This is a genomic window from Streptomyces neyagawaensis (genome assembly GCF_023516595.1).
Classification (GTDB): Bacteria; Actinomycetota; Actinomycetes; order Streptomycetales; family Streptomycetaceae; genus Streptomyces; species Streptomyces neyagawaensis.
The window spans coordinates 18,364-39,996 of the sequence record NZ_JAMGBG010000089.1 but is presented as its reverse complement, the minus strand read 5'-3'; the positions used below and the strand labels follow the sequence as shown (position 1 = coordinate 39,996).

At 70.6% G+C, this 21,633-nt stretch carries 22 protein-coding genes and 1 tRNA gene; 8 read left to right on the top strand and 15 right to left on the bottom strand.

The window, feature by feature from the left end; all coding sequences use genetic code 11:
- Positions 1–155: 155 nt before the first annotated feature.
- The 5 genes from ispD to M8J73_RS30845 all read left to right on the top strand — a co-directional run bounded on the left by ispD (position 156) and on the right by M8J73_RS30845 (position 6,070).
- Complete coding sequence (gene ispD / locus M8J73_RS30865) at positions 156–920, top strand: 2-C-methyl-D-erythritol 4-phosphate cytidylyltransferase (protein WP_055538363.1); 765 nt, start codon at positions 156–158, stop codon at positions 918–920.
- A complete protein-coding gene (gene ispF / locus M8J73_RS30860) occupies positions 910–1,434 on the top strand; it encodes a 2-C-methyl-D-erythritol 2,4-cyclodiphosphate synthase (RefSeq protein WP_055538364.1) in 525 nt (174 codons plus the stop codon). The genes ispD and ispF overlap by 11 nt, the downstream gene beginning before the upstream one ends.
- Before the next feature lie 371 nt (positions 1,435–1,805).
- Positions 1,806–3,209: a cysteine--tRNA ligase gene (cysS, locus tag M8J73_RS30855; protein ID WP_055541033.1), complete on the top strand. Its 1,404-nt coding sequence runs from the start codon at positions 1,806–1,808 to the stop codon at positions 3,207–3,209.
- 117 nt (positions 3,210–3,326) lie between these two features.
- The gene (rlmB, locus tag M8J73_RS30850; protein WP_055541034.1) at positions 3,327–4,268 is read left to right on the top strand and encodes a 23S rRNA (guanosine(2251)-2'-O)-methyltransferase RlmB; all 942 of its coding nucleotides are present in this window, start codon (positions 3,327–3,329) and stop codon (positions 4,266–4,268) included.
- 104 nt (positions 4,269–4,372) lie between these two features.
- Complete coding sequence (locus M8J73_RS30845) at positions 4,373–6,070, top strand: DoxX family protein (protein WP_249829333.1); 1,698 nt, start codon at positions 4,373–4,375, stop codon at positions 6,068–6,070.
- A 231-nt stretch (positions 6,071–6,301) separates the two neighbouring features.
- Here the strand turns inward: M8J73_RS30845 and M8J73_RS30840 are convergent, their stop codons facing one another.
- The 3 genes from M8J73_RS30840 to M8J73_RS30830 all read right to left on the bottom strand — a co-directional run bounded on the left by M8J73_RS30840 (position 6,302) and on the right by M8J73_RS30830 (position 9,034).
- The gene (locus M8J73_RS30840) at positions 6,302–7,033 is read right to left on the bottom strand and encodes a nucleotidyltransferase family protein (RefSeq protein ID WP_055537949.1); all 732 of its coding nucleotides are present in this window, start codon (positions 7,031–7,033) and stop codon (positions 6,302–6,304) included.
- 168 nt (positions 7,034–7,201) lie between these two features.
- Entirely contained in the window at positions 7,202–7,666 is a 465-nt protein-coding gene (locus M8J73_RS30835) for a hypothetical protein (RefSeq protein ID WP_055537948.1), read from the bottom strand.
- 231 nt (positions 7,667–7,897) lie between these two features.
- Positions 7,898–9,034, bottom strand: a complete 1,137-nt coding sequence (locus M8J73_RS30830) for an ABC transporter ATP-binding protein (RefSeq protein WP_055537947.1) — start codon at positions 9,032–9,034, stop codon at positions 7,898–7,900.
- Between the two features lie 232 nt (positions 9,035–9,266).
- Between M8J73_RS30830 and M8J73_RS30825 the strand changes: the two genes are divergently transcribed.
- A tRNA-Thr gene (locus tag M8J73_RS30825) sits at positions 9,267–9,340 on the top strand.
- A 47-nt stretch (positions 9,341–9,387) separates the two neighbouring features.
- Here the strand turns inward: M8J73_RS30825 and M8J73_RS30820 are convergent.
- The 12 genes from M8J73_RS30820 to M8J73_RS30765 all read right to left on the bottom strand — a co-directional run bounded on the left by M8J73_RS30820 (position 9,388) and on the right by M8J73_RS30765 (position 19,561).
- Positions 9,388–10,797 carry a tyrosine-type recombinase/integrase gene (locus M8J73_RS30820; RefSeq protein ID WP_055537950.1) on the bottom strand — a complete coding sequence of 470 codons (1,410 nt, stop codon included), beginning with the start codon at positions 10,795–10,797 and terminating at the stop codon, positions 9,388–9,390.
- A gap of 68 nt (positions 10,798–10,865) precedes the next feature.
- Positions 10,866–11,066, bottom strand: a complete 201-nt coding sequence (locus M8J73_RS30815; RefSeq protein ID WP_055537946.1) for a helix-turn-helix domain-containing protein — start codon at positions 11,064–11,066, stop codon at positions 10,866–10,868.
- A 461-nt stretch (positions 11,067–11,527) separates the two neighbouring features.
- The gene (locus M8J73_RS30810) at positions 11,528–13,000 is read right to left on the bottom strand and encodes an AICE element replication initiation protein (RefSeq protein ID WP_055537945.1); all 1,473 of its coding nucleotides are present in this window, start codon (positions 12,998–13,000) and stop codon (positions 11,528–11,530) included.
- A 2-nt stretch (positions 13,001–13,002) separates the two neighbouring features.
- Positions 13,003–13,848 carry a bifunctional DNA primase/polymerase gene (locus M8J73_RS30805; RefSeq protein ID WP_055537944.1) on the bottom strand — a complete coding sequence of 282 codons (846 nt, stop codon included), beginning with the start codon at positions 13,846–13,848 and terminating at the stop codon, positions 13,003–13,005.
- Positions 13,849–13,939: 91 nt separating this feature from the next.
- Positions 13,940–14,407 carry a hypothetical protein gene (locus tag M8J73_RS30800; RefSeq protein ID WP_249829332.1) on the bottom strand — a complete coding sequence of 156 codons (468 nt, stop codon included), beginning with the start codon at positions 14,405–14,407 and terminating at the stop codon, positions 13,940–13,942.
- Positions 14,408–14,421: 14 nt separating this feature from the next.
- A complete protein-coding gene (locus M8J73_RS30795) occupies positions 14,422–14,886 on the bottom strand; it encodes a hypothetical protein (protein ID WP_249829331.1) in 465 nt (154 codons plus the stop codon).
- A 204-nt stretch (positions 14,887–15,090) separates the two neighbouring features.
- The gene (locus M8J73_RS30790; protein WP_249829330.1) at positions 15,091–17,217 is read right to left on the bottom strand and encodes an FtsK/SpoIIIE domain-containing protein; all 2,127 of its coding nucleotides are present in this window, start codon (positions 17,215–17,217) and stop codon (positions 15,091–15,093) included.
- Positions 17,218–17,314: 97 nt separating this feature from the next.
- Positions 17,315–17,629, bottom strand: coding sequence for a hypothetical protein (locus tag M8J73_RS30785; protein WP_055540183.1), 315 nt, complete (start codon positions 17,627–17,629; stop codon positions 17,315–17,317).
- Positions 17,626–17,943, bottom strand: coding sequence for a hypothetical protein (locus M8J73_RS30780; protein WP_055540181.1), 318 nt, complete (start codon positions 17,941–17,943; stop codon positions 17,626–17,628). The genes M8J73_RS30785 and M8J73_RS30780 overlap by 4 nt, the downstream gene beginning before the upstream one ends.
- A gap of 21 nt (positions 17,944–17,964) precedes the next feature.
- The gene (locus M8J73_RS30775) at positions 17,965–18,849 is read right to left on the bottom strand and encodes a hypothetical protein (RefSeq protein ID WP_055540180.1); all 885 of its coding nucleotides are present in this window, start codon (positions 18,847–18,849) and stop codon (positions 17,965–17,967) included.
- A complete protein-coding gene (locus M8J73_RS30770; protein ID WP_055540179.1) occupies positions 18,846–19,295 on the bottom strand; it encodes a Pycsar system effector family protein in 450 nt (149 codons plus the stop codon). The genes M8J73_RS30775 and M8J73_RS30770 overlap by 4 nt, the downstream gene beginning before the upstream one ends.
- Entirely contained in the window at positions 19,292–19,561 is a 270-nt protein-coding gene (locus M8J73_RS30765; RefSeq protein WP_055540178.1) for a DUF6284 family protein, read from the bottom strand. The genes M8J73_RS30770 and M8J73_RS30765 overlap by 4 nt, the downstream gene beginning before the upstream one ends.
- 467 nt (positions 19,562–20,028) lie before the next feature.
- Here M8J73_RS30765 and M8J73_RS30760 point away from each other — a divergent pair, with 467 nt between their 5' ends.
- Both M8J73_RS30760 and M8J73_RS30755 read left to right on the top strand, forming a co-directional pair.
- Positions 20,029–20,823 (top strand): GntR family transcriptional regulator, encoded by a 795-nt coding sequence (locus tag M8J73_RS30760; RefSeq protein ID WP_055540177.1) that lies wholly within the window; start codon positions 20,029–20,031, stop codon positions 20,821–20,823.
- Positions 20,820–21,494: a YdcF family protein gene (locus M8J73_RS30755; protein ID WP_055540176.1), complete on the top strand. Its 675-nt coding sequence runs from the start codon at positions 20,820–20,822 to the stop codon at positions 21,492–21,494. Before M8J73_RS30760 ends, M8J73_RS30755 begins: the two co-directional genes overlap by 4 nt.
- Positions 21,495–21,633 lie beyond the last annotated feature (139 nt).

The following is a 21,633-nucleotide window of genomic DNA, read 5'->3' as shown; positions in this document are numbered from 1 at the left end:
ATGCCGTGCGACGGGTCGGGGTCCCCGATACTTGGCGTGCCGGGCCCGGGCAGCTGGCTCGACCAGATGTCACGGAAGGGTCCGGTCAAGATGTCGCGCCCGGCACGCTGTGGCCATACCCACGTAGGCCGAGCACACAAACCTGACAGGAACCGATGTCTGACGATTCGCGTCCTTCGCCTTCCGGGACCGGCGCGGGAGCCCGTACGGCAGCCGTGATCCCGGCCGCAGGTCGAGGCGTACGCCTCGGTCCGGGCGCCCCCAAAGCACTGCGCGCGCTGAACGGCACCCCCATGCTCATCCACGCGGTACGGGCGATGGCCGCGTCCCGCGCCGTCTCCCTCGTCATCGTCGTGGCGCCGCCCGACGGGGCCGCCGAGGTCAAGTCCCTGCTCGACGCGCACGCGCTGCCCGAGCGGACCGACTTCCTCGTCGTAGCCGGCGGTGACTCGCGCCAGGAGTCCGTGCGCCTCGGCCTCGACGCGCTGCCGCCCGGCTACGACATCGTGCTGGTGCACGACGCGGCGCGTCCGCTCGTCCCGGTCGACACGGTCGACGCCGTCATCGAGGCCGTACGGGACGGGGCGCCGGCCGTGGTGCCCGCGCTGCCCCTCGCCGACACGGTCAAGGAGGTCGAGCCGACGGCGGTGGCGGGCACGCCCGAGCCGGTCGTCGCCACCCCGGAGCGGGCACGGCTGCGGGCGGTGCAGACGCCGCAGGGCTTCGACCGGGCGACCCTCGTACGGGCGCACGAGACGGTCACCGGCGAGGTCACCGACGACGCGAGCATGGTGGAACGGCTCGGATCGCGCGTCGTGGTCGTGCCGGGGCACGAAGAGGCGTTCAAGGTGACCCGCCCGCTCGACCTGGTCCTCGCGGAGGCGGTCCTGGCCCGCAGGAGGCTGAACGATGGGTTCTGAGACACCCACGACACCCGCGACGCCCACGACACCCGCGGTGGTGCTTCCGCGGGTCGGCATCGGCACCGACATCCACGCGTTCGAGGAGGGCCGGGAGCTGTGGTGCGCCGGCCTGAAGTGGGAGGGGGAGGGGCCGGGCCTCGCCGGGCACTCCGACGCGGACGTCGTGGCGCACGCCGCGTGCAACGCGCTGTTCTCCGCGGCGGGCCTCGGTGACCTGGGCCAGCACTTCGGCACGGGCCGGCCCGAATGGTCCGGCGCGTCCGGGGTGACGCTCCTCGCGGAGGCCGCGCGCATCGTCCGCGACGCGGGATTCGTCATCGGCAACGTGGCGGTGCAGGTGGTCGGGCCGCGACCGAAGATCGGCAAGCGGAGGGACGAGGCGCAGAAGGTGCTGTCGGAGGTCGTGGGAGCGCCGGTCTCCGTCTCCGGCGCGACGACGGACGGGTTGGGGTTCCCCGGGCGGGGCGAGGGATTGATGGCGGTCGCCACGGCGTTGGTCGCGAGGATCTGAGACGCCGGGCGCCCAAGGGGGCGGGGGTGCGGGTGCGTCGGCGACCGCGGGTCCGTCGTGGCCGTTCGCGCAGTTCCCCGCGCCCCTGAAGGGAACGGGCCTGCGGCCCGCCCTTCATCCTGAAAAGCACGGGGCGTCATCCTGAAAAGCACGGGGCGCAGCCCCGGTCGCTTTTCAGGGGCGCGGGGCGGTGACACATGCGGCTCCGCCGCGTGGGCGCGAACAACCCCCACCCACCCGCACCCGCCGAACCCACCCGCACTCCCGAGCCACTGGGCGCCCGGCCCAGCGGCGCAGCCACGTGTCACGAATTCGTGGACCTTCACCCGGATCGGCGCAGCGCACTTGCGGTTGCCCACTACCCTGGAGGCGTGACTATTCGCCTGTACGACACCAGCGCCCGGCAGATTCGTGACTTCGACCCCATCACGCCGGGTTGTGTCTCGATCTACCTGTGCGGTGCCACCGTGCAGGCGGCCCCGCACATCGGCCACATCCGCTCGGGGCTCAACTTCGACATCATGCGTCGGTGGTTCGAGTACCGCGGGTACGCCGTGACGTTCATCCGCAACGTCACGGACATCGACGACAAGATCATCGCGAAGGCGGCCGACCAGGGCCGCCCGTGGTGGTCGATCGGCTACGAGAACGAGCGCGCCTTCAACGACGGCTACCACGTGCTCGGTTGCCTGCCGCCGACCTACGAGCCGCGTGCCACCGGGCATGTGACCGAGATGGTCGAGATGATGCGCGGGCTGATCGAGCGCGGCCACGCCTACGAGGCCGACGGCAACGTGTACTTCGACGTGCGGTCGTTCCCCGAGTATCTGCGGCTGTCCAACCAGGAGCTGGACAATCTGCTCCAGCCGTCCGGCGAGGGCGAGACCGGCAAGCGCGATCCGCGTGACTTCGCCATGTGGAAGACGGCGAAGCCGGGCGAGCCCACCTGGGAGACGCCCTGGGGCCGGGGCCGGCCGGGCTGGCACCTCGAGTGCTCCGCCATGGCGCACAAGTACCTGGGCAGCGAGTTCGACATCCACGGCGGCGGGCTGGACCTGATCTTCCCGCACCATGAGAACGAGATCGCGCAGGCCAAGGCCTTCGGTGACACGTTCGCCCGGTACTGGGTGCACAACGCCTGGGTCACCATGAGCGGCGAGAAGATGTCCAAGTCGCTGGGCAACTCGGTCCTCGTGAGCGAGATGGTCAAGCAGTGGCGCCCCATCGTGCTCCGCTACTACCTGGGCACCCCGCACTACCGGTCGATGATCGAGTACAGCGAGGAGGCCCTGCGCGAGGCCGAGTCGGCGTTCGCCCGTATCGAGGGCTTCGTGCAGCGGGTCGTCGAGAAGGCGGGCGGGGTCGTCGAGCCCGCGGCCGAGGTGCCGCCGGCGTTCGCCGAGGCCATGGACGACGACCTGGGCGTGCCGCAGGCGCTGGCCGTCGTGCACACCACGGTCCGCCAGGGCAACAGCGCGCTGGCCGCCGACGACAAGGAGGCCGCCGTGGCGCGCCTCGCCGAGGTGCGGGCCATGCTCGGTGTCCTCGGCCTCGACCCGCTCGACGCCCACTGGGCAGGCGAGGGCGGCGACCGGGGCGAGGATCTGCACGGCGTGGTCGACAGCCTGGTCGGTCTGGTCCTCCAGCAGCGCGAGTCCGCCCGCGCCCGCAAGGACTGGGCGACCGCGGACGCCATCCGCGACCAGCTCAACCAGTCCGGCCTGGTCATCGAGGACAGCCCCGACGGTCCGCGCTGGACGCTAGGCCCCCGCTGACCTCCGATCACCTTGATCGATTGTGCCGCCCGGCCCTCCGGGCGGCACACTGCATAGACGAGACTTCAATGACGTACACGCGCGTGTGTACGAAACGCTTCAGGAGACGGGTAGGTCATGGCCGCTAACAACCGCCGCATGTCCGGCAAGAAGGGCGCGCAGGTCGGCAGTGGCGGCCAGCGACGCAAGGGTCTCGAAGGCAGGGGCCCGACCCCGCCCGCCGAGATGCGCAAGGGGCACAAGAAGAACCGCATCGCCAACGCCAAGGCCAAGCAGACGGCGCGCCGCCCCGTCGTGCGCGGGCGCGGCGGCAAGGGCACCTCGGAGATGGTCGTCGGCCGCAACCCGGTCGTCGAGGCGCTGCGTGAGGGCGTGCCCGCCACCATGCTCTACGTCCAGCAGTTCATCGACAACGACGAGCGGGTGCGCGAGGCGCTCCAGCTCGCCGGTGAGCGCGGCGGCATCCACCTCATGGAGGCGCCCCGCCCCGAGCTGGACCGGATGACCAACGGGCTCAACCACCAGGGCCTGGTCCTCCAGGTCCCGCCGTACGAGTACGCGCACCCCGAGGACCTGGTCGCCGCCGCGTTCGACGAGGGCGAGGACCCGCTGATCGTCGCCCTCGACGGGGTGACCGACCCGCGCAACCTCGGTGCCGTCGTCCGGTCGGTCTCCGCGTTCGGCGGCCACGGCGTCGTCGTACCGGAGCGGCGCGCGGCCGGGATGACCGCCGGCGCGTGGAAGACGTCCGCCGGTACGGCCGCCCGTACGCCCGTCGCCCGCGCCACCAACCTGACGCGTGCGCTGGAGGCGTACAAGAAGGCCGGTGTCGTCGTGGTCGGTCTGGCCGCGGACGGCGAGGCCGAGGTCGGCGAGCTGGAGGCCCTGGAGGGGCCCGTCGTCATCGTCGTCGGCAGCGAGGGCAAGGGCCTGTCGCGGCTCGTCGGGGAGACCTGCGACTTCCGGGTGCGGATCCCGATGCCGGGTGGCGCGGAGTCACTGAACGCCGGTGTCGCGGCGGGAGTTGTGCTGTACGAGGCGGCTCGACGCCGGGGCTGACAGGGCCCCCAACTGGGGGTTCGGGGTGTTCGCGATCACCTTGACGCGGTCCGGACAGATCGGCGCGGTCAAAGCAGTGTCCTAACGACCCGTCACTCGGTTAGATGACCGTGGACACCAGAACACCCCGCACACCCTCGGGGGACCGTTCGTCGGGATTCGACGACGCTCCCGCGCTGAGCATGGTGAAGGTGCCGAGCGATCCGGCGCAGGTCATCGTCAACCACGCGAGTTTCCGCGTGCAGTTGGGCGCCTCCACGCGGGCGTCCCCGCGGATCGCACGGCACCTGAGCGCCGACGAGGACACCGCGCGCATGCCCGTCGTGGGCACGGCGGTGCGTGCCGGCGCGCCCGCCGCCGGGCGTCGGCGCCCGGTCGTCTGGAGCGGGAAGTCCGCGCCGGACGACACCGGGGCCCACCGTCTCCTCCAGGCCGTCAGGGACGCCGGCGCCACCCAGGTCATCCCGCGCCTCGGCGTCACGGACACCGACACGGGCGGATTCGGCGTCGAAAGCGGCCGCTACGACGCCGACTTGACGGTGGAGACGTTCGAGACGCCCATCGTCGGCAGCCAGCGCACCCACGGCGACCACGCCGCCCCCGACGGCACCCGGCTGCTGCCCGCCATGCGCCAGGTCGGCAGCGCGTACGACGAGCCGGGGTACGCGGGCCGGGACGACCACGCCGACGACCGTCTCGCCGACGACCGTTTCCTCGACGCGTACGACGACGGGGACGCCGACGGCGAACAGATGCGGCGCCGCGCCGGCAACGAGCCCGTGCGGCAGGGCTATTACCCCGGTCGGCGGATGAACCTGGGCGTGGTGCTGCTGCCGCTGCGCGTCTTCCTCGGCTTCATCTCCATCTACGCAGGCATGGGCAAGCTGTGCGACCCGCACTACTTCGACGGCGGCAAGCGCGGCTCCATGGTGAAGTGGCTGAACACGTTGCACCCGTGGGAAGTCGCCGAACCGCTACGGCAGTTCGCGCTGGAACACCCGGTCGGCTCCGGCCTCGTCATCGCGTTCGCCCAGGTCATCGTCGGTGTTCTCACGATCTTCGGGCTGTGGCAGCGGGTCGCCGCCGGGTTCGGGGTGCTGCTGTCGGCCGCGCTGCTGGTGACCGTCAGCTGGAAGACGGTCCCCGTCTACGAGACGCCGGACATCATCTACCTCGCCGCCTGGTCCCCGCTGGTCATCGCGGGTGCGCCGGTGTACTCGGTCGATGGGCGGCTCGCGGGCGGTGCCTGGCGCACGCTCGGGCCGCGCGCCGACATCTGGGAGCTGCGGCGGTACGTGCTGCGCCGGGGTGCCCTGGTCGCCGCGATCGTCGTCGGTCTCACGCTGCTGGTCGGGTCGTTGCTCGGCGGAGCGGTGCGGGACACCGACCGGATCGTCGTGCCGGGGCCCGGGGAGGCGCCGCGGAACGAGCTGCCCGGGTCGCCGCTTCCCGGTGAGGCAGACAAGGGCCGCAAGGAGCGGCGCAGCCCCTCCGCGTCCAACTCGCCGAGCGCCGGTGCGACGTCGGCGAGCCCTACGCAGGGGGCCACGACGACGCCGGACGCGACGCAGACGGCCGGCGCTGCCACCGGGCAGCCCAGCCAGACACAGGGGACGGCGGGGCAGGCCCCGCCGCAGCAGTCCGCCCCGGTCGAGCAGGCGCCTACGACGGCGGGGCCGACCTCCAGCGGTGGCGCGGGTGCCTCCGGGGGGACGACCGGGGGGGCGGGTGGCTCCACCGGGGGTTCCGGGGGGAGCTCCTCCGGTGGGCAGCCGGGGCTCGTCGGAGGATTGCTCGGGTAGGTTCTGCCGCCTTCGAGGCGGTGAAGGGACGGGCCTCGCAGGGATTCCTGCGGGGCCCGTCCTGTGTGCTTGCGGCGCCTGTGTGTGCTTCGCCTGTGTGTGCTGCGCCTGCGTGTGTGCTGCGCCTGACAGCTCGGGGGTGCGGGTGCGTCGGCGGGCGCGGGGGCGTTGTGGCTTGTCGCGCAGTTCCCCGCGCCCCTTTGGGGGGGGGACCCGGGCTTTGATGGTGCTCTAGCGGCCCAGGGTTGCCAGTTCCCTTGCTGCTTCCGTCAGGTCCTTCGCCGTGTCGATCGCCCGCCAGTAGGCACCCTGGGGGATCGGGAAGCCGGCCAGGCGGCGTTCGCGGGCGAGGCGGGGGAAGGTGGTGCGTTCGTGGTCGCCGCGCTCCGGGAGGAGGCCGGCGAACTCCGGGGAGAAGACATAGACGCCGGCGTTGATCTCGTACGTCGTCGGCGGGGCCTCGATGAAGTCGGTGACGCGGCCGAAGCCGTCGGTCTTGACGGCGCCCCAGGGGATACGGGGGCGGGCGAGGGCGAGCGTGGCGACGGCGTCGCGCTCGGTGTGGAAGTCCGCCATGTCGCGCAGCGAGAAGCGGGTCCAGATGTCGCCGTTGGTGGCGTACCAGGGCCGGTCGGGGTGGGGCAGATGCGCGGCGGCGTACTTGAGGCCCCCGCCGCGGCCCAGGGGTTCCGTCTCGACGACCGTGGTGACACGGACGGGCAGGTCGGCCGAGTCCAGCCAGTCCTGCAGGACGTCGGCGAGATGACCGCAGGAGACGACGACGTCGGTGACGCCCTCCTCGGCGAGCCAGGTGAGCTGATGGCCGATGATCGGGGTGCCCGTGCCGGGGATCTCGACCATGGGCTTCGGCCGGTCATCGGTGTACGGGCGCAGCCGGGAGCCCTGGCCACCTGCCAGGACCACGGCTTGAACGGGGCGCGACGCGGCGTTCGGATCGGTCATGCCCGAACTGTACGTGGCGCCCCGTTCGCGGGAGCACGGCCCTGGGTGATCGGTATCGGGGGAGCGGACTGGGGGTGCGAGCGCCCTGGGCGTCCTGCGAGGCCCTCCGTGTTGCTGCGGGTCCTTTGCCGGGGCCCCCAGTGTTTCTGTGAGCCCTTGGGCGGGCCCTCAGCCGTGCAGTGCTGCGACTCCGGTCGCGAAGGAGGTGTCGCAGACGGGGCGGGCGTACGACTGGGCCCGGGTGGGGCCGTACGCGCGGACGGCGGCGCGGCCGAGGGCGCGGGCGATGGACGTGCAGTGCTTCGCCAGCGACGGGCGGCCGTTCACGGCCTGCTGGAGGTGGGTGAGGGCGATGCCGGGGTTCTCCTCCTGGAGCTCCACGAGGAGCTTGTCGCGCAGCAGCTCGTGCGGGGCGCGGGCCTTGGCGCGGGGGGAGGTCCGCTGGGCGGAGACGTCCGACGCGGCGAGGAGCGACTCGGACGGGTCGGTCCCCGACCAGTTGACGCTGGTGACCGCGAGGGTGCCGGAGAGCACCAGGACGACGGGCAGGACGAGGGCGAGGGAGCGGCCGATCCGGCGGGCGGGGCCAGGACCGCGGCGCGTCCGTTGGGTGTAGGTGTGGGTGTGCTTCACGCGAGTGAGGGTAGCGCGGCGTAGTGATATGGCGACATCAGGTCACCGATACGGGGGACGGTGCAGCGCCGCGTGCCGGGCGCCGCGTTGACGCACAGGAGTCGAAATGGGCTGGTTTGCCGGGGTGGTTGGGGGCATGGAAGAGGGCCCCGCGGGCTGGCCGCGGGGCCCTCTTCGTCAACCTGGGTGAATTATCCCGGGCCGGATGTTTCGCGGACGGTCGCGTCCGGGTCAGTCGGTGAGGCGCTCGCCCGTGGAGGTCGAGAACACGTGGGTCTCGCCCGGACGCGGCACGACGTGCAGCTGGGCGCCCTTCTCGGGGACCTGGCGGCCGTTGACACGGACCACGAGGTCCTTGGTCTCGCCGCCGACCTCGGCGGTGCCGTAGACGTAGCCGTCGGCGCCGAGCTCCTCCACGACGTTGACGGAGACGGCGAGGCCGGCCGGGGCGTCCTCGGAGTCCTTCGACAGGGCGGAGGCGGCGGCGCCGTTGTGCTCGACCACGTCGAAGTGCTCGGGGCGGACACCGACGGTGACCGTACGGTCGCCCCTGTCGGCGGCGGCCTTCAGGGCGTCACGGTTGACCGGGACGACGCTGTTGCCGAACTTCACACCGCCGTCGGTGATCGGGACCTCGACCAGGTTCATGGCCGGGGAGCCGATGAAGCCGGCGACGAAGAGGTTGGCGGGGCGGTCGTACATGTTGCGCGGGGTGTCGACCTGCTGGAGCAGACCGTCCTTGAGGACCGCCACGCGGTCGCCCATCGTCATGGCCTCGACCTGGTCGTGGGTGACGTAGACGGTGGTGATGCCGAGGCGGCGCTGGAGCGACGCGATCTGCGTACGGGTCGAGACACGGAGCTTGGCGTCGAGGTTCGACAGCGGCTCGTCCATGAGGAACACCTGGGGCTCACGCACGATGGCGCGGCCCATGGCGACACGCTGGCGCTGACCACCGGAGAGGGCCTTCGGCTTGCGGTCCAGGTACTCGGTGAGGTCGAGGATCTTCGCGGCCTCTTCGACCTTCTGCCGGATCTCCGCCTTGTTGACGCCGGCGATCTTGAGCGCGAAGCCCATGTTGTCGGCGACGGTCATGTGCGGGTAGAGCGCGTAGTTCTGGAACACCATGGCGATGTCCCGGTCCTTCGGCGGCAGGTGCGTGACGTCGCGGTCACCGATGCGGATGGCGCCGCCGTTGACGTCCTCCAGGCCCGCGAGCATGCGGAGGGAGGTGGACTTGCCGCAACCGGACGGTCCGACGAGGACGAGGAACTCGCCGTCCTCGATCGCGATGTCGAGCTGGTCGACGGCGGGCTTGGTGGAACCCGGGTAGATCCGGGTCGCCTTGTCGAACGTGACAGTGGCCATGGGTCGTAGACCCCCTTCACCGGCAGGAACGTGCCGGACGATCCGAGTAAAGGTGGTGAGCCACCGGGGACGGTTCCGCGGTGGTGTAGTCCATGCGAGGGACTGGCTCAGGACCGTACCTGGCGTTCACCTCGTCTGTCAGTACCTCGACCCCTGTGAACTTCGCGGAAATTTTCGACGGAACCCCGCCATGACGTGGGTACACTGCACGGGCGCCCCCGCGCGGGGCCACGCCTCCTTAGCTCAGCTGGCCAGAGCAACGCACTTGTAATGCGTAGGTCGTCGGTTCGAATCCGACAGGGGGCTCTGGATGGAACCCCAGGTCAGTGGCTATCTGACCTGGGGTTTTTCGTTCAGCGGATACGGCGGCGGCGTCGGGCGCGGGCCGAGCGGGTGTCGGCGGTCTCAGTTGTGGTCTCAGACGCCGGTTTCGGGGCGGGTTCCGGTGTAGGTGTCGGGCTGGGCATGAAGGTGTCTCCCATGCGGACCATGGCGGCCTTGGCGAGGTGGGACCTGCCCTTGACGTAGCGGCGGGTCTGGCCGATCTGGGAGTGCCGAAGGATCTCCATGATCGTGGGGAGGTCGACGCCCAGCTCGTTGAGGATCGTCCCGGCTGTGTGGCGACTGCCGTCGTGCTGGCGGCGGTCCTCGATTCCGGCCTCTTCGAGCAGCTCTTTGAATTCCTCCCAGTCGTCGCGGGGGTCGATCGGCCGACCGTCCGGCCGTGTGAAAAGCGCGTCGTGCTCCTGCCACTCGTCGCCCGCAGCGGCGCGCATTTTCTCCTGCTGGGCTTTGTGCTCCAGCAGGTACGGGACGAACGGGGGCGGAATGGGGACTGAATTCCGGCTTTTCTTGGTCTTGGGGCGGGTAAAGACGAGTCCGCCGCCCTTGCGGTCGGGGCAGGTGCTCGCGTGCTTTGTGCAGTCCTTCGGGCATGGCTTGGGGCAGCCGCGCTTGTAGCTCTTGTGGGTCTTGCAATCGGGTGGGCAAGGGTCGAAGCGGTGCAGGCGCCCGCCGCAGGCGTGGGCGTCCTTGCAGCCGTGGCGCCAGGTGAGGCGCTGGAGCTGCCATTGAGGGTGGAACAGCTCGTTGTCGAGGTCGACGTACTTCCACCGGAATCCCAGGGCCTCACCCTGTCGGAATCCCATACCCACACCGACGACCCATCGCATGAACGTGGGCCGCTTGACGGCGGCCTGCAAGAAGGCTTTCGCCTCTTCGATCGTGAACGGGTTCGTCTCGGTCTCGTCGACGGTGGGCGGGTCGACGAGGGTGGCGACGTTCTCGGCGATGATCCTGCGGCGGTGGGCGATTTTCAGAGCGCGGGACAGGATGCGGTGGACCTTGAGGACGTGGGACTCTGCGTGCCCCTCGTCGAGCATCCGGCGGTACATCCGCTCAAGATGTTCAGGCTGGAGCTTGTCCAGTCGGTGTCCGCCGACTCCGGGGATGATGTCGTTGCGGGTCTTGGACCAGTAGTCGTCCAGCGAGCGGGGCTTGAGCTTCAGACTCGCGATGTCGGTGAGGTACGTCGACATCCACTCGGCCACGGTCGGCTTGCGGCCGGCCTTGGGGGCGCGCCCCTTGTCGCGGAGGTCTTCCAACTCGCGGACCTTGCGCTTGACCTCGGCCTCGGTCTTGGCGCGGCGGTGGCGCCGGTCGGGCTTTCCGTCGTCCTTGACGCCCATGGTGACGCGGCCGTGCCACCAGCCGTCACTGCCCAGGTAGATCGACGATTCCATGTTCGGTCTGCGGGGGCTCAACGTGTGTTCCTCCATGCGGAAGGCGCCCCCGGACGCGTTGTCCGGGGGCGCCTCGGGTGGGGCGTGGGTTAGGGGGATTCGGGTTCGAGGTTGTTCACGTACGCCTCCAGGTCGCTGCGGCGGATGCGGCGGGAGCGGCCTCGCTTGACGTACCTCAGGACGCCCTCGGCCATCAGCTCGTAGACAGTGGAGCGGCCGAAGCGGAGGACCGTGGCGGCCTCCTTCGGGGTGTAGAGCAACTGGTCGGAGGGCGGGAGCGCGGTGCTCATCGGGATTGCCTTCCTGGCCGGAGACGGTGGTGTAGCGGAATCTCGGGGCGTGTGTGTCCGAGGCGCGGATTTCTGCGTCACAGCGTCACGTGCGTCATGCAGGGCGTCTGACCTGTGGTTCTTGGGTGACGCAGAGGGGTGGGGGTGCGTCATCGGTGACGCAGGCCGTGCGTCCCCGATGACGCAGGTGACGCGGCGTGACGCAGGTGACGCCGTCTGCGTCACGGGCTGTATGTGCAGGTCACCCGCCGGTTTCCGGGCGCCTTGTGACGCTGTGACGCAGCGTTCCCCTACTTAGGAAAAAGAGAGGGGGTGTCTCTGGAGGTGCGGTGCGGCTCAGGTCGTGAAGACGGAGCCGCTGCGCGGCGCGTCCATCGCAGGGCGGCGCCGCCGCCGAAGAGCAAGAAGAGCACGCCTCCGGGCCGGGGTGCTCCTCTTGCTTGTGCGGTCGGTGGTGTCGGTCAGAACGCTTGCTGCTCGTGCGGGAGCGGTACGGGTGAGCGGGTCATCTCGATGTAGCGGCCCTCCCTGGTGCGTCCCGAGTCGATGAGTACGCCACGGGCGGCCAGGGTCGGCTGGAGGCGCTTGAGACGGTCGGAGAGCACTTTGCCGGTGGTCGGCCACCCTTTGGGCAGGGGACGGAAGTCCTCGCCGGTGTAGAGGCGGGTGAGGCAGTGCAGCCACTCCGTGGAGGTCATCCGCTGCTCTGCGCCCGGTTCGATGTCGGCGGCGTGCCGGAGAACGGTCTGCGCCAACAGGTCCCCCTCAATGACATCGTCGTTGAGGTCGTCCAGGCTTGCCCGGTAGGCGTTAAGCGCCCCGAGACCGGTCGCTGCATCGAGCTGCGCGCACAGGTGGGCGAAGTCCGCCATCCGCAGATCGGTGGGGGTCTCCGCCTCCACTGCACGGACCTTGACCGTGAGATCGAGGAGCGAGCCGAGGATGACGGGCAGCACTTCGGCGTACTCCGCCCACAGCTCCGCCTCAGTGCGCCGGACGCGGGGTCGCTCCAGCCGCAGGGGGAGGAGCCGTTCGGCGAGGTCGGGGCGGATGACACCCACGTCGATGCCGGTCAGGAGCAGGGGCCGGCGGTAGCCGACACGGAACACGTCCCCGTCGGTGAACAGGGCGCGCTTGACGTTCTCGGCGCCGGTGACGATGCAGCACATGGCGTCGGACAGGTCCGGGGTCATGTGGGAGAGGTTGTCCAGGGCTGTGACCCATCCGGCCGCCACGGCGGCGATCAGGTTCTCTTCATCCTTCGGGGCCCGGCGCAGGTCGCCGCTCATGCCCTCGATGATTCGCACGAGCATCCGCCCGCCGGTGGACTTGCCCGCGCCCTGCGGCCCGGTGAGGAACGGGGCGGGGACGGGCACGGACGGACCGAGACAGCCGATGAGCCACGCGATGGCCAGACATTCGGTCTCGGCGTTGGCGAAGTTGCACAGCCGCATCAGCAGGTCGATGCCCTTGCCGTCGGTGTCCTTGGCCGGCAGGGGCAGTTCCCCGGTGAGCTGGGTCCGGCGCCAGCAGACCTCACGCGGGTCGGGGGTGAGGATGTCCCAGCCGGTGGGGTGGATGCGGACGGACTGCCCGTCGGCGCGGCCCAGGTCCAACCACGTGGCCCCGTCGAATCCGGGGGCGACGCGGATGTGCACGGGCTGCACGTCCTCGGTCAGCGCGAGCGCTTCGATCAAGTCCAACGCCTCCTTGATTGCGGTCCCGTTGAACACGCCGACCCCGTCCCGGTACATGCCCACGATGAGTTCCTGGCGGTGGCTGCCGGTCGTGCCCTGGGAACGCATCGGACGGGCCACGGGGTGGCCGTTGCGCTGCGCGTATACGGTCCCGTCGGCGGTGCGGAAGTAGCGGAAGTGCGCTTGCGCATAGTCGGTGATGACCTCGCGGGCGGGGTTCTTCTCGTCGTCGGACATGGTCACAGTCCCAACGTGGTCAGGGCGTTGGTCCACGCGTCGGTGCAGTGCCGCGCCGATTCGCCCTTGGCCTGCGCTGCGGTGAACAACCGCGTGACGTGAGCGTCGGTGAGACAACCGCACCGGCCGTGCGTGGACAGCACGGCGAGGAACGTCCGGTAGACGGTGGCGTGCACCGCGCTGCGGGCCTCGGTGATGCACTGCTCGGCCATGGCGAGGCCACGGTCCAAGTAGGCGGGCGTGCGGTGAGGGCACTCGCCCTGTCCGCCCCTTGCGGCCACTGTGACCGTCTGGGGCGCCCTGTGAGCGGTGGATGGTCCCTTCGCTGCCAGCGAGCGCACCGCGTCCGGGAGGGCCGTCATGGCACCAATGCCGGAACCGAGCCAACGGGCGTAGGACATCGTGGACTTGATGTCGACCCCGTCACGGACGCCGTTCACCGACCGCATGGCGCCCTGGTAGATCCAGTGCTCTCCGCGCGTGGTGGCCACGGTGCGCGTAGTCGGCAGGGTGGCGCGGGCCCAGTCGACGGCGGCCGGATTGTCGAGATCGACCACGGTCACCCCGGCGCCGCCGGGGTGGTAAGCAACGGCGGCGGCCTTGCGCCACGCGGACGCCCACGGCGGGGAAGTGAGGACGTGGGGGTCGGTGGTGGCGGCGGCCCAGCCATGGCACGGCTGCGGGCAACCGCAGGGTCCGGGGGTCTTCATGTTCGGCCGGCCGCCGCACGCGTTGTCCGCACAGTCGGGGCAATTGCCGAACGGCACCTTCCCCGCCCGCAGAGGCAGCACGGGAACGCCGTGCGCGGCGAGGTCGAACGCTCGCCGAAGGTGGGTCGGTTGCGTCATGCTGGGAGACCTCCAACAGGTCTGTCGAGGACTGTTGGCAAGGGCGGCCCCGTGATCTTTGGCGAGATGAGGGGGGCCGCCCTTGGCGTAGCTACTGGTGGTCGGTGAGGGCGCGGGCGTACTGCTGGCGGACGTAGGCGCGCGGGTCGCAGACCGCGCCCGGCTGGTCCAGGCCGAGGAGGAACATGGCCGCAGCTTCGGCGGTCTCGGTGGCGGCGGCGCCGATGGCGGCGGGTTCGTCGAGCAGGGCGATGCGGTCGAGCAGGGCGGCCTTGCGGAGGTAGAACTCCCGGCCGAGATCGGTGTAGCACTCGGCGTCGGCGAGGAAGCGGGCGGTCCAGCCGATCTCGCTGTTGATGCTGGGGGCGTCGGCGTATGCCTGCTCGGGGGTGGGCCAGTCGGCGGGGGTGGGGCGGTGGTCTGCGGTGAGGTAGAGGCGGGTGCGCTTGCCGTCGCGGGTCGGGTACCGGCGCACGTTGCCGGTCGTGAACGCGGTGGTGAGCGTGGTAGTGATGCGGTCGGTGTCGGCGGGGTCGCAGATGACGCGGATCTCGAACACGTGAGGGCTCCTTGTCAGCCGTTGAAGTGGTTGCGCTTGAAGACGGCCTTGCGGATGTGGAAGGTGTTGCCGCTCTTGGCCTCGGCGGGCTTGAAGACCTGTACCGCGATGTATCCGCCGAACAGCACGGCGGCGAGGGTGACGAGCTGGGTGACGAACGCGGTCAGGGCCGTGATGAACGTGGTGAGCATCAGCAGTCCGCCGCACACGGCGGCGAACCCGACGCCGCCGAGCGCGACGTTCACCGCCGCGCGGGAGATGGGTGGCTTGGCTGCGGCCGGTTCGGTTTTGGCGGGCTCGATGGCGTAGCCGGTGACGACCCGCCCGTTGGGGAGGACGACGCTCGCGACGGTCGGCACGGTGTGCGGCTGGGCGGGGGCGAGGGGCGGCGAGTAGGGGGCGGCGGGGGTGATCGGGGTGGGGTGGTGGATCTCCGGGGCCCGGACGGTGGGCGCCTTGTTGGTGTGCTCGGGGTACATGCGGAATCCCTTCCGGTGCTCGGTTGGGGAGGCAGGGACACCCCCTGCCGGGGGCGTTGTGGAGGGGGTTTCAGGGGGTTGACCTGGGGTGCCTCCCCGCCTCCCCGAAACGGCGTTTTCGCTGATCAACGTGGGGGAGGCGGGGTGGGGAGGGGGTTGGGGAGTTCTCCCCGCCTCCCCGGCGCGGGAGGGTGCGCCTCCCCGTTACGCGTCGGCGGAAGCGGAATCGTCGGTGTCGCGGTCGGTGAGGGCGCGGGTGACGTCGTCGCGGCGGACGGTCATGCGGCCGTGCGACTTGTACGCCTCCACTCCGGCGGCCTCCAGGACGCGCTTGAGGTCGCCGAAGGTCCACCCGCCGTAGGCGTCCTCGCTGAGGACCGCGAGCCGCTTGAGGATGTCCTGGGTGTAGGCGCGTTCGGCGTCGCCCATGACGCCGGCGATGTCCGCGAGCGGGTCCCGCTCCTCGGTCCGGTCGATGCTGTGGAGGGTGGTGACGCCGTCGCGGATGGCCTTGGCGCGGTCGGTGATGGCCTTGGCCTCGTCGTCGTCGATGTAGTGCGTCCGCACCGTGAGGGCGGACTGGCCCTTGGGGATGGCGATGCCGTCGGAGGCAACGACCAGGGTTCCCTTGTCCAGCCCCTGGCGGAGCAGGTGGGGTGCGGCGCCGCCGTTGACGGCCTTCTCGCCGAGCGCCATGACGGCCTGCGATTCGGTGCCCAGGGCGAGGGAGGCGCGGGTGTGGGCGCCCTCGCGGACGAGCTTGGGGAGGTTCTGGTCGGTGGGGTCCTGGGTGCCCTGCCACATCAGCACGTCCACCGCACGCCCCTGGTTGTGGATCTTGCGGACGCCCATGAAGTACCGGGATGTTGCCTTGGAGCCGCCGTAGGGGCGCTTGTCGTCGTCGACGGCCGGGCACATGAACGCCACCTGCGCTTCGTCCACGACACAGATCAGCGGATCGAACACCGCGCCGGGGTCGAGCCGCCGCGCCTCAATCCGGCGGTTCATCTCCTCCAGGACGTCCTCCACCATCTCGGTCGCCTCGATCACGTGCTCGTCAGTCGGCCCCTGGATGAGGACCGTGGCAAGGCCGTCGAACATGGCCCAGTCGCCCACGCCCTTGAGGTCGGCGATCCGGAACTCAACCCGCTTGTCCAGCGCCGCCCACAACGCGAGCGCCCGAAGGGAGGCGGTCTTGCCCTGGTTCGACAGACCCGTGATGAGCAGATGCCGCTGATACAGGCTCAGGGAAGCGGCGTCGCCGCGCAGGTCCTGTCCCCAGGGGGCGCGGCCCTTGGTGTAGTCGGCGGTCATCGTCTCGTCGGTGACCAGCGGGGACGGGCCGATCGGCTCGTCCAGGGCCCCGGAGTCGGCGACCCACAGCCGGACGGTGCGGGCCGCTTCGGGGATGGTGATGAACACTTCGTGCTCGTGCCGGGAGAGGTTCTCGGCGAGCTTGCGGCGGCGCTGCTGTACCTCGATGGTGGACACCCCGGACGGAAGCGTGACGTCGACCTCGACCCCGCAACCGGCGATCACGATCGGGGAGAGCATCGAGGCGCCGGCGTCACCCATGTCCTTGATGGCGTTGCGCAGGGCGGGGATGCCCAGGTCGCGCAGTGCCTTGACGACGATGGACGGGGTGATCGGCTCGCCCTCACCGTTGCGGACGTGAGCGGGGAGAGCCCACTGGGGTGCGGCTTGCTGCTTGCTGCCGACCGCCCACAGGGCGAGCAGGGCGAGGAACGGGCCGATCGAGATGAGCGGGCCCCACACCACCTGGACGATGGTGATGAGCAGGCCGATGAACTCGATGACCGCCATCAGCGGCGTGACGACTTCGGTGACGTCCTTGTTGGCGATGGCAAGGACGACCCCGAGCGCGACCAGACCGCCGATGCCCATGCCGGTGCCGACCAGCGCACCCTTGGCCGCGTCCACGGGCGAGTGCAGCAGATCCATGCGGCGGCGGTGGCGGGCGTCGCGGAAGCGCTGGAGGCGCTCCTCCCACTCCTCGGCCGCTTCGAGGTTCCCCGCGGCTTCGGCGGCGCGGATCATCCGCTCGTAGCGGGAACCGGTGCGGCCGTCCCAGGTGCGGCGGGCCACGATCCGCCCGCCGTTGAACGTGTAGAGGCCGTGCCGGACCACCGCGCGGGCGGCGGTGCGGGTGCTCTCGTGGGTGACGGCGGTCTTCACCGCGCGGCCGGAACGCACCCACAGCGGAATGGGAGCGGGCGGTGCGGGGTCGGGGACCACGGTCAGCGTGGTCACGGGGGCAGGTTCGGTCGACGTTTCGGGGTTCTTGTGCAGGTGAACGACGTTGTCGCCCATGGCGAGGTATCTCCTGACTGCCCCGGGGGCACCACGGGGCGGGAAGTTGAAGAGGCCAGCCCCCGCCCGGCGAGCAGGGCGGGCGGGGGCCGTGGCGTTAGCGGCCGTTGCGGGCGCGGTTCTCCGCGTGGCTGAGCTGGGACGGCCTCGTGCGCGGCCCGTCGAGCCAGCAGAACGGGCGGATGCCGTCGGCGGCCTGGAACACGCGGATGGCCGCACCGGGCGGGGCGACGGGCAGGGCGTAGACGCGTCCGCCGTCGAGGGAGGCGAGCAGGCGGGCGCCGTGGTGCTCGCAACCGTCCACGCCCGCACTGGAGCGGTCGAGGACGGTCACCGCGACCTCACCGCCGCACGGGGTGGGGTCTTCGAGGTGCGCGGCCGGGCAACGGCCGCCCTGGGGACGCGTGTTCACCACCACCCCTTGGACTTCTTGGCGGCCTTGGCGGCTGCGTACTCGCGCACGATCCGCTGCCGCTCGATGTGCAGGGCGGTGATCTCGGCCGTCAGCCGGGTGACGGCCTGCTCGGAGACGGACTCCAGCCGGTTCTCCTGCCGGGTGGTGCTCTTGCCGCGCAGGACCCGGTACGAGCCACCGGCGAGCGCCCCGAGGACAGCGCGCCGCTCGGCACTGTTCAGGGGCCACATCTCGCCCCGGCGGACTGCCTCCAGCTTGCGGGTGGTCCTGGTGATCTCGCGGTCGATGCTGCGGGTGTCAGGCTTGCCCATGATTCGGGACTCCTCAGAGAGTCAGGGGGCGGAGCGGGAGGGGTGGGCCACGACGCGCTTCCACGCGGCCCTCAGGCGCATCTCGGAGGCGGAGTGGCCGGCCGCACGGAAGCGGATGGCCATCTCGCGGTAGGACAGGGCCGGGGTCTCGCTGTGCCGGATCTCGTCCACCAGCGCGTCAAGCACCGCGTCGGACAGAGCGTTGCTCTCGCCCGCAGGGAGCGCGGCAACCGGCTCTGTGGGGCCCCACACGGGCAGCTCCCACGCGGGTGTGACGTCGGGCGTGACGCGGGCCGTCACGCTGGTCAGCGCCCTGCCGGTGTCCTCGCCCCGCCGCGCCGCCTCCAGCGTCGACCACGCCCCGGCGAGGGTCTCGGCGGTCTTGGCCTGTACGCGTGCGACGCGCGCCCCCGCTTGCGTCACGGCCGTCAGCCGGGTCTCCTCGGTGGCCGCTTCCGCCCGCAGCCGGGCACGGGCCACGGCAGCCTCATCGCGGGCTTCCTGCTGGATTCCCGCGATGGCCTCCAACGCGACAGGGGTGAGCGCGGTGCGCTCCCACAGACCGTGGACAAGCCACAAGGCTTTGGCCGCGACCGGCAGCCACGCCACGGCCAGCCACGCCCCGCGCGACTGGTCAGCGGTCGCCGCGTGCGCGACCAGGACGGCGGTGGCGAGCAGGCCGAACGTCCAGCCGACGGCGGTCACCGGACGGCTGTGGTCGCCCTGCGCGGCCAGGCGGCGCTCATAGGCGAGGGTGGCGAGCCATCCGCCGTCGATGCCCAGACCGACGACCAGGGCCACGGGCCAAGGCATCACGGCCCCGAGCCACATCACCACCACGGCGAGGGTGAGCACCATGGACACCGCCGTCATCGCGACAGCGGGAAGAACCGTCCGGGCCTTCACAGCGCACCCCCCGCCGCGAGCAGGGCCGCGAGGATGAGCAGCGCGCCGCCGGTCATGGTGAGGTCGACCGCGCGGCGCAGGGCGGTGAACTTCACCACCGCGAGCCGGGACAGCCCGGCGACGTCCGCCGCGAGATCCCCGCTGCTGACGGCGGCGGCGATCTCCTCGGCGGTCAGGGTCGCCCACAGCGGGAACCCGTGCCGGCCGCGCAGGTTCGGGCGGGTCGAGCGCAGCAGCAGACCGGCCGCCGCGACCAGCAGCGCCACCCCCAACCCGCCCGCGACGTAGGCGGGGAGGTTCAGGGGCAGGTCACGGGCCACGGTCCACGTGCCGGCGAGCACCGCGCCGACGAACGCGAGCAACAGCCCGGTCTTGGTGTCCGTGCGCGTGATCTCCGCCTTCACCTCGGCGTGCGCGGCGGTCAGCTTCGTGTTCGGGGCGCTCACGCGGCACCCCCCGGCAGCATCGCGCCGACGGTGCGGTTGGCCACGTCACGCCGCGCGGCCAGCACCCGGTTACGCGCCCGGCGGACACGGCGGGCGTCCACCTCGGTCGGGGTGCGGTCAAGGGTGATGATCTGCGCATCGAGCAGGTCGACCTCCGCGAGGATCGCGGGCATCTCCTGCTCGATCGCGTCCAGCTCAGCAGTCGTCGGCTCGATCCAGTCGGCGAACGCGGTAACAGCGTCCTGAACAGTGACGATGGGGTTCATGGGTCGTGTTCTCCCTGCAAGGCGGCAACGGCCCAACTGCGGTCCCTGGGGTGCCACCCGGGGACCGCTCGCCGTTGAGGTGAAACCGCGCAGAACGCACGGTGCGACCGCAGAACAGCGGCCGGAGCGCCCCGGGCGGGATTCGATCCCGCGCCCATCACGGCTGTGTGCCGGGGCTGAGTCTTGCTGTGGTGCAGGTGTCTCCTTCGGGAACACGAGCTCCCGTTTGTAGGCGTATGGAGACGTTGGCCTTTCGGCCTAGCCATCCGGTTGACCAGGGGTCCGGTGCCCTCGGCCCGCTCTGTCCCGGGCCCCTAGCCGCAGCGTGGAAGACAGCCCAAAGAGGACCCCTTCCTCTCGCTGTCCTAGGACTGCGAGCGGCCTGAGATGAAGATGGCACGCAGTCCCAGGACTGTCAACAGTCCTGGGACTGTGCTTCACTGGGGTGCATCGAAGGGAGATCGGCTGTGGCACCGAAGTGGCGGGAGCTGGCGGATCGGCTCGCGGAACAGATCCGGAACGGCGAGTACGCGCCGGGGTCCCAGTTGCCCCAGATCAGAGAGCTGGTCGAGGCCGGGGAGGGCTCCAAGTCCACGGTCCATCAGGCGTACAAGGCGCTTGAGGCTGAGGGGCTGGTGACGTCGTCGCGCGGGCACGGCACGGTCGTGCGTCCGCGGACCCCGCTCAAGCGGCTCGGTATCGCCCGGTACGACAAGGTGAAGTGGCGTGACGGGGATGAGGTCGCGTTCATCGCGGACCGCGTGGCGTCGGGGCGCCAGTACAAGCGCAACGAACAGACGCAGACCGTGAGCCGAGTTGAGGCGAGCGACCTCGTTGCTGGAGGGCTTGGCATCCCGGTCGGCTCCGACGTGTACGCGCGGGCCCGTTTGGTGAAGGAGGGCAGCCAGCCCACCCACACCTTGACCAGCTACTACCGACCCGAACACGTTGAGGGGACGCGCATCGTCGACCCCACGCCGGGCCCCGCCGGCCGTGGTGGCGGGTACAGGGTGCTCTATGACGCGGGGTACGAGATCGACCACATGAAAGAGGCTTTGTTCGCCCGGGTCCCCACGGCGGATGAGGTGAAGCTCCTGCAACTGCCGCCGGGAGAGCCCGTCGTGGAGTTGCACCGCACGACCTACACCGCTGACGGCACCGTCGTAGAGTTCGCCGTCGGCATCCATGCGGCATCGCGCTTCGCGTGGGAGTACGACTTCAGGGTTCCTGACTCGGCACAGGACGCGAAGGTGCAGGAATGATCTCGGCACAGGCGTGGGCGGACGCCCAACTTCTCTGGGACTACCACCGCATGCACCACGAGCCACGGCCCTGCTCGGTGGCCGTGGGCCTGGGCAGTCACGACCTCGGTGTGGCCGACGTGACAACCGAGCTGTACCACCAGGGCATGGCGCCGGTCATCGTGTTCACCGGGGCCACGAGTCCTACGACCCGAGAGCGCATGCCGCGTGGAGAGGCCGTTCATTATCGCGAGCGTGCGCTTGAACTGGGGGTGCCCGACTCGGCCATCCTGTTGGAGCCTCACGCGACCAACACGGGGGAGAATATCGAGTTCACCAGGGCCGTACTCGCGGAGGCCGACATCGAGGTCTCATCGGTGCTTCTCGTCAGCAAGCCGTACGAAGAGCGGCGGTCGTACGCCATGATGCGGAAGCTCTGGCCAGGCGTGGACGTCGTGAGCGCGTCTACGCCCATGGCGTTGAAGGAGTACGCCGACTTCATCGGGGACGCCCGCATGGTGATCGACATGATCGTGGGCGCCCTACAGCGAGTGCTTGTGTTCCCCGGTTGGGGACTGGCCATCGACCAGGATGTCCCGGCCCCTGTCGTGGTCGCCTATGAGCGGTTGTGCGCTGATGGCTTCACCAGCCGACTTCTGCCCGCTGACGTTGCCGCCCCTCCTGGCGCGTGATGCTAGGCGTGAAAGCGCGGAGATTCCCGCGTCGCTCTCTGTACCAGCCACCGCTACGCCGACTGACCAGGCCGGCCGCTCAGCGTGCAGCACAGCCAGGGCAGACAGCCAGGAGGAGGCAAAGCAACTGCTCCAACTC

Coding starts and splice junctions, on each gene's coding strand:
- ispD (WP_055538363.1), top strand. CDS start 156: ATGTCTGACGATTCGCGTCCTTCGCCTTCCGGGACCGGCGCGGGAGCC.
- ispF (WP_055538364.1), top strand. CDS start 910: ATGGGTTCTGAGACACCCACGACACCCGCGACGCCCACGACACCCGCG.
- rlmB (WP_055541034.1), top strand. CDS start 3,327: ATGGCCGCTAACAACCGCCGCATGTCCGGCAAGAAGGGCGCGCAGGTC.
- M8J73_RS30845 (WP_249829333.1), top strand. CDS start 4,373: ATGACCGTGGACACCAGAACACCCCGCACACCCTCGGGGGACCGTTCG.
- M8J73_RS30840 (WP_055537949.1), bottom strand. CDS start 7,033: ATGACCGATCCGAACGCCGCGTCGCGCCCCGTTCAAGCCGTGGTCCTG.
- M8J73_RS30830 (WP_055537947.1), bottom strand. CDS start 9,034: ATGGCCACTGTCACGTTCGACAAGGCGACCCGGATCTACCCGGGTTCC.
- M8J73_RS30815 (WP_055537946.1), bottom strand. CDS start 11,066: ATGAGCACCGCGCTCCCGCCCTCCGACCAGTTGCTCTACACCCCGAAG.
- M8J73_RS30810 (WP_055537945.1), bottom strand. CDS start 13,000: ATGTCCGACGACGAGAAGAACCCCGCCCGCGAGGTCATCACCGACTAT.
- M8J73_RS30805 (WP_055537944.1), bottom strand. CDS start 13,848: ATGACGCAACCGACCCACCTTCGGCGAGCGTTCGACCTCGCCGCGCAC.
- M8J73_RS30795 (WP_249829331.1), bottom strand. CDS start 14,886: ATGTACCCCGAGCACACCAACAAGGCGCCCACCGTCCGGGCCCCGGAG.
- M8J73_RS30790 (WP_249829330.1), bottom strand. CDS start 17,217: ATGGGCGACAACGTCGTTCACCTGCACAAGAACCCCGAAACGTCGACC.
- M8J73_RS30780 (WP_055540181.1), bottom strand. CDS start 17,943: ATGGGCAAGCCTGACACCCGCAGCATCGACCGCGAGATCACCAGGACC.
- M8J73_RS30765 (WP_055540178.1), bottom strand. CDS start 19,561: ATGAACCCCATCGTCACTGTTCAGGACGCTGTTACCGCGTTCGCCGAC.
- M8J73_RS30755 (WP_055540176.1), top strand. CDS start 20,820: ATGATCTCGGCACAGGCGTGGGCGGACGCCCAACTTCTCTGGGACTAC.